10 protein-coding genes are annotated in these 12,626 nt (G+C 57.7%); 3 read left to right on the forward strand and 7 right to left on the reverse strand.

Going from position 1 to position 12,626, the window contains the following annotated elements; all coding sequences use genetic code 11:
* Nucleotides 1–4 precede the first annotated feature (4 nt).
* A complete protein-coding gene (locus Q0816_RS01440) occupies nucleotides 5–1,825 on the reverse strand; it encodes an ABC transporter ATP-binding protein (RefSeq protein ID WP_298846730.1) in 1,821 nt (606 codons plus the stop codon).
* 285 nt (nucleotides 1,826–2,110) lie between these two features.
* On the opposite strand from Q0816_RS01440, the gene Q0816_RS01445 reads away from it, so the two are divergent.
* The 3 genes from Q0816_RS01445 to Q0816_RS01455 all read left to right on the forward strand — a co-directional run bounded on the left by Q0816_RS01445 (nucleotide 2,111) and on the right by Q0816_RS01455 (nucleotide 5,887).
* On the forward strand, nucleotides 2,111–3,817 hold the full coding sequence (locus tag Q0816_RS01445) for a peptide ABC transporter substrate-binding protein (RefSeq protein ID WP_298846733.1): 1,707 nt from the start codon (nucleotides 2,111–2,113) through the stop codon (nucleotides 3,815–3,817).
* Between the two features lie 89 nt (nucleotides 3,818–3,906).
* Nucleotides 3,907–4,914: an ABC transporter permease gene (locus Q0816_RS01450; RefSeq protein ID WP_298846735.1), complete on the forward strand. Its 1,008-nt coding sequence runs from the start codon at nucleotides 3,907–3,909 to the stop codon at nucleotides 4,912–4,914.
* Entirely contained in the window at nucleotides 4,907–5,887 is a 981-nt protein-coding gene (locus tag Q0816_RS01455; RefSeq protein ID WP_298846739.1) for an ABC transporter permease, read from the forward strand. The genes Q0816_RS01450 and Q0816_RS01455 overlap by 8 nt, the downstream gene beginning before the upstream one ends.
* A gap of 7 nt (nucleotides 5,888–5,894) precedes the next feature.
* Here Q0816_RS01455 and Q0816_RS01460 read toward each other — a convergent pair whose 3' ends face one another.
* The 6 genes from Q0816_RS01460 to Q0816_RS01485 form a co-directional block, all read right to left on the reverse strand.
* Nucleotides 5,895–7,031 (reverse strand): MFS transporter, encoded by a 1,137-nt coding sequence (locus tag Q0816_RS01460; RefSeq protein ID WP_298846741.1) that lies wholly within the window; start codon nucleotides 7,029–7,031, stop codon nucleotides 5,895–5,897.
* Between the two features lie 68 nt (nucleotides 7,032–7,099).
* Nucleotides 7,100–8,377 (reverse strand): DUF3422 family protein, encoded by a 1,278-nt coding sequence (locus tag Q0816_RS01465; RefSeq protein ID WP_298846743.1) that lies wholly within the window; start codon nucleotides 8,375–8,377, stop codon nucleotides 7,100–7,102.
* A gap of 108 nt (nucleotides 8,378–8,485) precedes the next feature.
* Nucleotides 8,486–8,842 (reverse strand): VOC family protein, encoded by a 357-nt coding sequence (locus tag Q0816_RS01470; protein ID WP_298846746.1) that lies wholly within the window; start codon nucleotides 8,840–8,842, stop codon nucleotides 8,486–8,488.
* A gap of 159 nt (nucleotides 8,843–9,001) precedes the next feature.
* The gene (locus Q0816_RS01475; RefSeq protein ID WP_298846749.1) at nucleotides 9,002–10,456 is read right to left on the reverse strand and encodes an NAD(P)(+) transhydrogenase (Re/Si-specific) subunit beta; all 1,455 of its coding nucleotides are present in this window, start codon (nucleotides 10,454–10,456) and stop codon (nucleotides 9,002–9,004) included.
* A 13-nt stretch (nucleotides 10,457–10,469) separates the two neighbouring features.
* Entirely contained in the window at nucleotides 10,470–12,041 is a 1,572-nt protein-coding gene (locus Q0816_RS01480; RefSeq protein WP_298846751.1) for a Re/Si-specific NAD(P)(+) transhydrogenase subunit alpha, read from the reverse strand.
* 129 nt (nucleotides 12,042–12,170) lie between these two features.
* Nucleotides 12,171–12,620, reverse strand: coding sequence for an isoprenylcysteine carboxylmethyltransferase family protein (locus Q0816_RS01485; protein ID WP_298846754.1), 450 nt, complete (start codon nucleotides 12,618–12,620; stop codon nucleotides 12,171–12,173).
* Between the last annotated feature and the right edge of the window lie 6 nt (nucleotides 12,621–12,626).

Below are 12,626 nucleotides of genomic sequence, written 5' to 3' on the forward strand. Positions count from 1 at the left end.
TTGTTCAGTATCCGCTATCAGTTGTCAGGATCAAGTGGCCCGGCTCAACCTCTTGATATTGCGAGGGTTCGGGCTTGTAGTCGGTTGGATGGATCGGAGATGGGATCGGCTTGAAGTTCAGGTCTTTTTCAGATTTTCGCTTATTTGGATCCGCAATCGGAACCGCCTTCATCAGCGCTTGGGTATAGGGGTGCTGCGGGTTTTCAAACACCCGCGCGCGGGGCCCAAGTTCGACGATGCGACCCAGATACATGACCCCGACATAGTGACTGACCCGTTCGACCACGGCCATGTCATGGCTGATGAACAGATAGGACAGCCCCAGTTCGGATTGCAGTTCCATCATCAGGTTCAGAACCTGCGCCTGCACCGATACGTCAAGCGCCGAAACCGCCTCATCCGCGATGATCAGTTTGGGATTCAGGGCCAGAGCCCGGGCAATCGCAATCCGCTGACGCTGACCACCAGACATTTCGTGCGGGAACCGGCGCATGAAGCTGCGCGGCAGCTGTACCTTGTCGAACAGTTGTGCCACGCGGTCCTGCAGTTCTGATCCGGAAGCCACGCCGTAATTGCGCATCGGCTCGGCGACCTGATCAACCAGTTGCATCTGCGGGTTCAGCGAGGCGAACGGGTCCTGAAAAATCATCTGCATATCCAGCCGTGCCTTGCGCAGGCCGGACGGGTCCAGCTTCATGATATCGACGCCGTCCAGATCGATCTCACCCGCCAGCGGCTCGATCAGTCGCAGGATGGACCGCCCGGCCGAGGATTTGCCGCAACCGGATTCGCCTACAAGGCTAAGCGTCTGACCCCTGTTCAAAGTGAACGACACATCTTCGACCGCGTGCACATTCGAGATCGTGCGGCGCAAAAGCCCGCCCTTCACCGGGAACCTTGTGGTCAGGTTCTTGACGGATAGCAGAACCTCTTCGGTTCCTGGGATCGGTGCAATATTCTGCCCTTCAACACCCAGCAACTTCATCGGTTCGGGGGCGGATTTGCCCCGCATCTCGCCCAGTTTCGGCACTGCCGCCAGCAAAGACTTGGTGTAGTCATGCTGCGGATTCTCGAAAATCTCGTTGACCGTTCCTTCTTCGACCTTGTTGCCGCGGAACATGACAACGACACGGTCAGCCATCTGTGCAACCACGGCCATATCGTGGGTGATGAACATCACCGCCGTGCCGGTTTCCCGCTTGAGCCGGTCCATCAGCGCCAGAATCTCGGCCTGAATGGTCACATCCAACGCCGTTGTAGGTTCGTCGGCGATCAGCAGACGCGGCTCGCAGGCCATAGCCATCGCGATGACAACTCGTTGACGCATCCCACCAGACAGTTCGTGCGGGTATTGCTTCAGGCGGCGTTCGGGCTCAGGGATACGAACCTGGCGCAGCAATTCCAGCGCCCGTGCTTCGGCCTGTGCTTTCGACATTTCCTTGTGGATACGCAATCCTTCGGTCAATTGCCGACCAACAGTGAAAACGGGGTTCAGGGCGGTCATCGGCTCTTGAAAGATCATCCCGATTTCATTGCCGCGAATCTGTTTCATCAGATCCTGATCGGCTTTGGACAGGTCCATTTCTTCGCCATCGCGCCGATCAAACAGCAGTTCACCGCCCGCGATTTCGCCGCCTCCGAACTCAACCAACCGCATCAAGGACAACGAAGATACCGACTTCCCAGAGCCCGATTCGCCAACGATACAAACGGTTTCGCCTGGTTTGACCTCGAAGGAGACGTCTTCGACCCCAACAACAGGACCGTCCTTCGTCTGAAATTCCACCCGCAGTTTTTTGATTTGGGCAATAGGCTGATCCAGCACGTGTGCACTCCCTTGACGACGGTGTTCTTGTTCTGAATGCCGAACGCTACGGCGGGCTGCCGGGAAAAGTCAAACCCATTACACATTTTCGCGACGGCACCACTTGCATTTTTCTCAAGTTCTGTTTCGATACCCAACGTAACCGCCTTGGGGAGGCAGCGCCGACATGTGTCGTCAGCGCTATTATCTTTGTTGATCAGAAACTTAACCCAAGATGGCAACGCCAAACCCGCAGGCCTTGCGGAGATAATCGAGACACGAACGTGTCCAATTCGGGAGTGACTTATGAAAATCAAAACCCTTTTGCTTGGTGCGATCGCCAGCACGGCAATGGCCCCAGTGGCCTTTGCGGAGCGCGGTTCGGACGGCAATGTCAGCATCATCTATTGGCAGGCTCCGTCGATCCTGAACCCGTTCCTGTCAGGCGGCACGAAAGATGTGGAATCAGCGTCGCTGGTGATCGAACCGCTGGCGCGCTACGACCAGGACGGCAACATGGTGCCTTATCTGGCATCCGAGATTCCGACCGTGGAAAATGGCGGTGTCAGCGAAGATCTGACGTCGATCACATGGAAAATCGCGCCGGGAATCACATGGTCGGACGGCTCGCCGTTCACATCGGCTGATGTGAAGTTCACCGCCGACTATTGTATGCACCCGGAAGGTGGCTGTGCTCAGGTTACGAAATTCGAAGGCGTCACTTCGGTCGAAGCCGTTGATGACGTGACCGTGAAAGTTACCTTCGACAAGCCGACACCGTTCCCCTACGGCCCATTTGTAGGTGGCGAAAGCCCGATCATTCAGGCCGCTCAGTTCGCGGACTGTGTCGGTGCAAAAGCTCCTGAATGTACCGATCAGAATTTTAACCCGATCGGAACTGGTCCGTTTGTGGTGACAGAGTTCAAGCCGAACGACGTGATCACCTTCAAGGCCAATGACAACTATCGTGATCCGGCCAAACCGGCCTTTGCGTCCGTGACCTTCAAAGGCGGCGGCGACGCAACTGCGGCTGGTCGTGCTGTCATGGAAACAGGCGAGTTTGACTATGCCTGGAACCTGCAGCTTGCGCCCGAAGTGATCGCACAGATGCAGGAAGGTGGCAAAGGCACTCCGGTTGCAGGCTTCGGTCCGCTGGTCGAGCGTATCATGCTGAACCAGACCAACCCGTCGCCCGACCTGCCGGAAGGTGAGCGTTCGACAGCTGCACATCCGCACCCGTTCCTGCAAGACCCCGCGGTTTACAAAGCCATGTCCATGGCCATCGACCGCCCGCTGCTGGTTGAGATCGGCTATGGTCAGGCCGGTAAAGTAACCTGCAACTGGGTTCCTGCTCCGGCTGCGTTCAACTCGACATCAATGACCTGCGACACGCAGGATATCGAAGGCGCGAAGAAGCTGCTGGATGATGCAGGTATCGTCGACACGGACGGCGACGGCGTGCGTGAAAAGGACGGCGTTCCTTTGAAAATCGTCTACCAGACCTCGACCAACGCTGTCCGTCAGGACTTCCAGGCGCTGGTCAAAGAATGGTGGAGCCAGATCGGAATTGAATCCGAGCTACGTAACCTCAACGCGTCAGTCTTCTTTGGTGGTGACCCGGGCTCGCCCGACACCTTCCAGAAGTTCTATGCTGACGTTGAGATGTACGCCAACACCTTCAACGGCACCGACCCGCAGTCCTATCTGGGCAACGGCCTGTGCGACAAGGCCCCTCGCCCCGACTCGCAGTGGCAGGGTGAAAACATCAGCCGCTTCTGCAACGAAGAGTTCGACAAGCTGCACGGTCAGCTGGCTGAAACCGCTGGTCTCGAGCAGCGTGCCGAGATTGCGAAAAAGCTGAACGACATCATGGTTGAAAACGGCGGCATGATCCCGCTGGTTCACCGTGGACGTCTGTCGGCGCACGCAAACACCCTGGGTGGCGTTGTCCTGAACGTTTGGGACAGCGAGCTGTGGAACATTGCGGACTGGTACCGCAAGACCGGTTCCTAAGCACTAATCTTGCAAAGCCGCGCCCCGATCTTCGGGGCGCGGTCAGTTGCACCATCCCAAAAAGAAGACGCATATAAAGGCGCCTCTTAATGCTCAATTTCACAATCAGACGACTGGTGTTGGCCGTTCCGACATTGCTGTTCATCAGCCTCGTCATCTTCCTGCTCCTCGAACTCGCACCCGGCGATCCGATGGCGCAGGTTCCGCTCACTGTCCCCCCCGAAGTCAAAGAGAAGATGCGCGAGGCTCTGGGCCTTGGCCAGCCGATGCATATCCGGTTCTGGAAATGGATCGTGCAGTTCTTCTGGATCGAACCGCAGGTCCTGATCGACGCAATGTTCGGCACCACCTTCTCCGAAGGCGATTTGCGTGTGATTTCGTGGCAGACCCGTTCGCCGGTCATGGACATTGTTGTTCAGCGTATCCCGCAGACCCTTTGGGTTGTCGGCACCGCCTATGTCGTTGCTATCCTGATCGCGCTGCCTATCGGCATCTATTCGGCCTACCGCCAGTATTCCTGGTTCGACCAGATGGGCACGTTCGTGTCGATGGTCGGCTTCTCGGTCCCGCCCTTCTTCTCGGGCGTGCTGGTGATCGTGATCTTCTCAGTCCAGCTGGGTTGGTTTCCGTCGATCTACGACACCACGCTTGTGGTCAACAGTTGGGACAGTTTCATGTTGCAACTGAAGCAGATGATCATGCCGGTCATGGTTCTGGCGCTGCAGATCACTGCACAGCTCAGCCGGTTCATGCGCGCCTCGATGCTGGACAATCTCAACCAGGATTACGTCCGCACTGCCCGCGCTAAGGGCCTCAGTGAATATGTCGTGGTCATGGTGCACGTCCTGCGCAACTCGATGATCCCTGTGGTCACCGTAATCGCGCTGGGTATTCCAGCCATCTTCGGCGGCGCCATCATCACCGAGCAGGTGTTCAAAGTGAACGGCATCGGCCAGTTGCTGATCGGCGCCATTCAGGCCAACGACCTGCCGATGGTGCAAACCCTGACCTTCATCTTTGCCGTGCTGATTGTGCTGTTCAATCTGATCGCCGATGTTCTCTATGGCATTCTGGACCCAAGGATTCGCTATGACTGATCACGATAAATCAGACACGCTGATCCCCGACGAAGGTCTGGCCCCAGCATCCACCGCGTTGCCAACCGCCGACGTGATGGAGGAACTTGCTACTCCGCCCCGCAGCCAATGGCGCGATGTGTGGGATCAGTTCAAGACTCACAAGGGTGCGATGATCGGAGCGATCCTGTTCATCTTCATCGTACTGGGCGTCTATCTGGGGCCATATCTGTGGAGCATTGATCCGACCCAGATCGACATCCGGGCCCGCAATCAGGGACCCAACTGGGCGCATCCGTTTGGAACCGACCAACTGGGCCGGGATATCCTGGCGCGCATGATGTCGGGTGGTCAAACTTCGGTTTCCGTGGGCATCACTGCGATGCTGCTGGCACTGTTTCTGGGATCGTTCATCGGCGTTCTGGCAGGCTTCTTCAAACGGCTGGACGGGCCGCTCATGCGTCTAACCGACCTGTTTCTTGCCCTGCCCCTGCTGCCGTTGCTGTTGGTCATGATGCTGCTGTTCCGCGAACCGCTGTCGGCCGCCTTTGGATTGGAGCGCGGGATTTTCATCCTGATTGTTTGTGCCATCGGTATCACATCATGGATGCCTACTGCGCGGATTGTGCGGGGTGACGTTCTTGCTATCAAGGAACGCGAGTTCGTGCTGGCTGCGCGGTCGATCGGCACCAGCAACAGCCAGATCATCACCCGGCATATCCTGCCGAATGTGCTATCTCCGATCATGGTGTCGGCGACATTGGGGATAGCCACGGCGATCATCACCGAAAGCGCGCTGTCCTTCCTTGGATTGGGCTTCCCGCCTGACTTCCCGACATGGGGCCGCCTGCTGTTCGACGGTGTCGACTACCTGCAGCAGTATCCCGAGCGCGTGTTCTGGCCCGGCTTGGCGATCTCGCTGACGGTGCTGAGCGTCAACTATCTGGGTGACGGTCTGCGCGATGCGCTGGATCCGCGTATCCGCGGGCGTTAAACAAATCTTAGCCGGCGCGCTTCAGCGCGCCGGCTAAGAGCACGATCAGAACAGCCAATGGCAGCAGCACTGCAAAAGCCAGACGAAGGCCGAAAAATTCCGCCAAAAAGCCGATCAACGGCGGGCCGATCAACAACCCCCCATATCCCAATGTAGCAACACTTGCGATGGCTTGCCCCGGCGGTACATTCGGATCGTTGGCCGCCCGGCTGAATGCCAGCGGCATGATCACGGCATATCCTATTCCCATCAAGGCAAACCCAGCCAGCGCGGGCAAAGGCGTCGCCGCCGAAACCACCACGAAAATACCCAACGCTGCGCAGATACCGCCAAACCGGGCGGTAGCACCAGGGCCAAACCGAGTAATGACAACGGCACCCGCAAGGCGAAACGCCACCATAGTCACCGAAAAAACCGCATAGCCCAAGGCGGCGACACTTTCGGATGCCGCTGTGACGTCACGCAGATAAATCGCGCTCCAGTCTGCAACGGCCCCTTCCCCCAAAGCTCCGCAAAGGGCCGCTAAACCAACAAGTATCAGCGCGCCAGACGGCATCGCAAAGACCGAGCTCTGTGCCCCCTCGGTTCGGTTCGAAGTCCAGCTTACCCATGATAACGCAAGCGCGAGGCCGACAACCACCCCGCCCGCCAAAAGGAAATGCGCAAAAACGGACAGTCCCATCTGCACCGCCACATACCCGCTGAGCGCGCCAAGACCGGCCCCAAGGCTCCACATTGCGTGGAACGAGGACATCACTGGTTTCTCGTAGGCCTGCTCAACCTCAGCAGCCCACGCATTCATTGCAACATCCATCGACCCGTGGAAGGCGCCAAAGATAAACAGGGAAACTGCCAGTCCCCAGAACCCATCAGCCAATGCAAGCAAGATCAGCGACAATGTGTACGATACTGCAATGATCCGGGTAATTGCGACGGCACCAAACCGATCTGTCAGCCGCCCGGTTACTGGAAACGAGCAGACGGCCCCCGCCGCCATGAACAACAGCCCGTATCCCAGCGCCTCGTGCGACAGGTCCAACCTGTCGCGCACGGCGGGAATGCGCGATGCCCAGAGTCCGAACAAGGCGCCATTCAGTATGAACATGGCGGCGACAGCGCGCCATGCTGCAAATACGCTTATCATCTGAAGCCTCGTTCTGTTTGCCAAACGCCTTGTGTTCTACAGGTCAGGCGCAGTTTGGCAATTGCTGCCTACCCGAGCCGCTTGCGAATACGTCGGACCGCGAACCACACACCTGCGATAACCGGGATCGTAACCGCAGCGGTCAGCATGCCCTTACTGATGCCAGAAGCCGTCAACGGGTACAAAAGGTAGCTGACCAGCGACACCGCATAATAGCTGATGGCAACGACAGAAAGCCCCTCGACCGTGTGTTGCAGACGCAGGGCCAGATCAGCCCGGCGGTCCATGCTTTCCAACAACGCCTGGTTTTGCGCGCTGCGTTCCACATCCACCCGCGTCCGCAACAGTTCACCTGCACGGATGGCCCTGTCCGACAGTGCCTGCAGGCGGCGCTCGGTGGCTTTCACGGTGCGAATTGCAGGGTCATAGCGGCGCATCATGAAATCAGCAAAGCTCTGCCCCCCTTCAAACCGTTCTTCCCGCAACACATCGATGCGCTGATGCACCAATGCCTCATAGGCACTGGTCGCTCCGAAGCGGAACGAACATCGGGCGGAAATCGTCTCAAGCTCGGTCGATGTGCTCAGCAACTGAGGCAACAGCGAGTCCGGTGGCGTGGTATCGTCTGTCATCTCGACCATCAGCTCGTTCAGTTTGGCGTCCAGTTCTCCGATACGAGATGACAATTGCTTGACGCGGGCAAAACCCAGCATCGACATCGCCTTGTAGGTTTCGATCTCGCACAGGCGCTGGATAATACGACCTATACGGCGCGTGCCCGTATCCTCGGCGACAAACAGTGCGAAACGCATGTGTCCGGCAGGGTCTATGCGGAAATCGCTGGCACATATCGCTGAATCGTCCAGCACACGCGACACTGCCAGGCTTTCCGGTTCGAACCAATTGACCAATGCCGACTTTATGCCGTCATTCTCCAGGCGTGGTACAACTCGCATCAGCAACGACGTGATCCTTTGACCCGAGCTGACCATCAGCCAATCTGGCGGGAAAACTTCGAAATCCGCCGGATTGAAGGCGCGGTCGCTGACATTGTTGGCAATCGCGGTGTACGTGACGAATTCCGTGTGCTGCTCCCATTTCAGCCAGTGGCGCCCAATTTGTCCGGCAAAATGTGTCGCTTCGGGCTGTGGATGCTGGGCACCGTGGCGGTCGAGCAGATTGATCAGATGTTCAATGTCCTTGTTCCGATCTCGCGCGACAGCGGCATCGGGCTTTTTGATCGCAAGAAAGATAACCGTGCACGGCGAATTGGCCACTGGAAATGGCCGGGCGTGCAGCTCATTGGCCAGCGCGTAGCGTAGCGGATGATCGTCAATTGGCGTCATTACAGGCTCCGAATTCGTTGCCCGCACTATACGTCACATCCTCGATACATCAATTCTCTTTTTATTTCATATACTTACAGGAATACAAAGGTATACAAATCCGCTATCTCATTGATTTGGTTGCCACAGCTCAATGGGGTTGCCTTCAGGATCGTGAATGCGGGCAAACTTTCCGACCTCGCTGTCCCAATCCGGATCGGTTTCAACCGTGATTCCAGCAGCTTCAAGCTGCGCTATCATCGCAGCCAGATCATCGACGCGGAAATTGATCATCCATTGCTGATCGGCCCGCCCGAAATATTTGGTGTCCTGCTCAAACGGAGCAATAACTGTATAGCCTTCACGCTGCTTCCAGGGCATGGGATCGTAATGATTGACGCCCAAATGGGTCTCATACCAAGCACTCAACGCCTGTGGGTCCTTGGCCCGAAAGAAAACGCCCCCGATACCATTTACTGTCTGCATCACCGGCCTCCTGTTATCCGTCCCACCCAATCAGCATACCACACTGTTCCAGGTTCATCTGGCCTCAAAATACCTTGGAGATCAGGAGGCAAAGCCTCCTGCGTGCAAAAAGAAAAGGGCGCCCGCAGGCGCCCTTTGCAATTTGGTTAAAGCCAGAGATCAGTCGATCATCGGCAGCAGCTTGTCCAGCGATGCCTTGGCGTCACCGTAGAACATGCGGGTGTTTTCCTTGAAGAACAGCGGGTTTTCGATGCCCGAATAGCCGGTGCCCTGGCCGCGTTTGGACACGAACACCTGCTTGGCCTTCCAGCATTCCAGAACCGGCATCCCGGCGATGGGGCTGTTGGGGTCTTCCTGCGCCGCCGGGTTCACGATGTCATTCGAACCGATAACGATAGCAACATCCGTATCCGGGAAGTCATCGTTGATCTCGTCCATTTCCAGAACGATGTCATACGGCACTTTCGCCTCGGCCAGCAACACGTTCATGTGCCCCGGCAAACGGCCTGCAACGGGGTGGATCGCAAAGCGCACATTCTTGCCCTTGGCCCGCAGTTTGCGGACCAGTTCGCTGACCGATTGCTGCGCCTGAGCCACGGCCATGCCATAGCCGGGGATGATGACCACGCTGTCAGCATCGTTCAGCGCTGCCGCGACACCATCGGCTTCGATGGCAATCTGCTCGCCTTCAACGGCCATCTGCTCACCCTGCGGGCCGCCAAAGCCGCCCAGGATAACGCTGACAAAGTGGCGGTTCATCGCCTTGCACATAATGTAGGACAGGATCGCACCCGACGAGCCCACCAGCGCACCGACCACAATCAGCAGGTCGTTGCCCAGCGAGAAACCAATCGCCGCCGCGGCCCAGCCGGAATAGCTGTTTAGCATCGACACAACCACCGGCATGTCAGCACCGCCGATGCCCATGATCAGGTGATAACCGATGAACAGCGCGGCCAGCGTCATCAGGATCAGTGGGAACAAACCACCAGACGCTGTGTACCAAACCAGACAGATCAGCGAGAGACCCGCCGCCGCCGCGTTCAGCGCATGGCCGCCGGGCAGTTTGGTCGCCGCCGACGTCACTTTGCCCGCCAGCTTGCCATAGGCCACAACCGAGCCGGTAAAGGTAATCGCCCCGATGAAGATGCCCAGGAACAGTTCGACATGCAGGATTGCCAGCTCCGCCGGAGTTTTCTTGGCGATCAGCTTGGCAAAAGCGCCCAGATCATGCAGATTCGCCTCTTTCGCGGAATCCGCGATTGCCATGACCTGCGCCACGTTGCCGATCTCGAAATGCGCGTTGAAACCCACGAACACAGCCGCCAGACCAACCAGCGAGTGCATCGCAGCCACAAGTTGCGGCATCTCGGTCATCTGGACGCGCTGCGCCACGTATTGACCGATCATACCACCGCCCGCGATCAGCAGCAGCGACAGCAGCCACAGACCGGAACCGGGACCAACCAGCGTGGCAAAGACCGCCAGCGCCATGCCGACGATGCCGTACCAGACCGCGCGCTTGGCGCTTTCCTGGTTCGACAGACCGCCGAGCGAGAGGATGAAAAGGACAGCCGCAACAACGTATGCGGCAGTAGTGAAGCCATAATCCATGTGCCCGGCCTCCTTAAGATTTCTGGAACATGGCAAGCATGCGCCGGGTTACGAGGAAGCCGCCGAAGATGTTGATCCCGGCCATGAAGACGGACAGCGCTGCCAGCAGAATGACAAGGAACGACCCCGATCCTATCTGCATCACTGCCCCGACGATGATAATGGACGAGATCGCGTTGGTGATCGCCATCAGCGGCGTGTGCAGCGAATGCGAGACGTTCCAGATCACCTGGAAGCCCACGAAAATCGCCAGCACAAAGACGATGAAGTGCTGCATGAAGCTCGCCGGAGCGACCAGCCCCACCAGCAGCATCAACGCACCGCCAATACCCAGCAGGGTGAACTGCTGCTTGGTCTGCGCCTTGAAGGCCGCGATCTCCTGCGCCTTCTTCTCTTCCGGGGTCAGTTCCTTGACCTCTGGCTTCTTCTGTGCCGCGATTGCCTGTACCTTGGGCGGTGGCGGCGGGAAAGTGATCTCACCCTCATGAGTCACGGTTGAGCCACGGATTACGTCGTCTTCCATGTCGTGATTGATCTGACCGTCCTTCTCGGGCGTCAGGTCGGTCATCATGTGACGGATGTTGGTGGCGTACAAAGAAGAGGATTGCGATGCCATCCGGCTGGGGAAGTCGGTATAGCCGATGATGGTCACGCCATTCGGGGTCACAACCTTCTCATCCGGCACGGTACCTTCGACGTTGCCGCCACGTTCCGCCGCAAGGTCAATAATGACCGAGCCCGGCTTCATCGCCTTGACCATATCCTCCAGCCACAGCTTGGGGGCCGGGCGGTTAGGGATCAGGGCCGTCGTGATGACAATGTCCATCTCGGGGGCCAGTTCGCGGAACTTGGCCAGCTGCGCATTGCGGAACTCCTCGGACTGGACCGAAGCGTAACCACCGGTGGACGCGCCGTCCTGCTGTTCTTCTTCGAAGTCCAGATAGACAAACTCGGCCCCCATCGATTCGACCTGCTCGGCCACTTCGGGACGCACGTCGAACGCATAGGTGATCGCGCCAAGCGAGGTCGAGGTCCCGATTGCCGCCAGACCTGCCACACCAGCGCCCACGATCAGCACCTTGGCGGGCGGCACCTTACCGGCAGCCGTCACCTGCCCGGTGAAGAAGCGGCCAAAATTGTTGCCCGCTTCGATCACCGCACGGTAGCCGGCGATGTTGGCCATCGACGACAGCGCGTCCATCTTCTGAGCGCGCGAAATTCGCGGCACCATTTCCATGGCGATCACGTTTGCGCCCTTGGATTTGGCCAGCTCCATCCCTTCGTCGTTACCCGCAGGATTGAAGAAGGAAATCAGCGTCTTGCCTTTGGTCAGGCGCTTCATCTCGGTTTCGGTCGGGATACGAACCTTGGCCACGATATCCGCGGTTTTCCACAGCGAAGCAGCGGTCTTGACCACTTCAACGCCTACGGCCTCGTAAGTCGCATCCGAAAAACCGGCAGCGGCACCCGCACCCTTTTCGATCAGGCACTCGTAGCCCAGCTTCTGCAATTGAACGGCCGAATCTGGTGTCATCGCGACCCGGTTCTCACCGTCCAGTATTTCCTTTGGCGTGCCTATTTTCACTGGCAGTCCCCCTAATTCTTACTCTGTCTGAGCGGGTGATCGGTATTCTTTGTTAAGCAAAGATGTAACTTGCGCAACATTATTTCGCAAGCGCAGCATTTTTTAGGTGGTTTCATTGCGGACACCACCCTAGATCCAACGCCGCGTCTTTCGTTCGTAGCGGGCGAAATCCGCGCGGAACGTTCGTCTAAGACGGTCTTCTTCAGGCAGGATGAACCGGCGTTCCAACACCCAGACGAAAAGCGGCACCAGGACCAGGGACAATACCGCATCGAACCGTAGAACCAGACCCGCAAGAATCAAGACATCACCTGCGTAAATCGGATTTCGGCTGCGCTTGTAGACGCCCGATTGTACCATGGACGTCGGAGTCTCGTGCGGAACGACAGTTGTCTTGTGGCGGCGGAATTCAATAACGGCCAGAATTGCCATCAAGATACCGCCCCCGATCAACACGCCGCTCAGAAGATCGGTAAAGCCCCCCTCCAGGGACAGGCCAAGATCAAAATACCGGGCTTGTATCCATGCCAACACGGCGAAGGCAATCAGCCAGACCGGCGGCACATCTATCCAACGCATGAAAAG

It is taken from the genome of uncultured Ruegeria sp. (assembly GCF_947497005.1).
Taxonomy (GTDB): domain Bacteria; phylum Pseudomonadota; class Alphaproteobacteria; order Rhodobacterales; family Rhodobacteraceae; genus Ruegeria.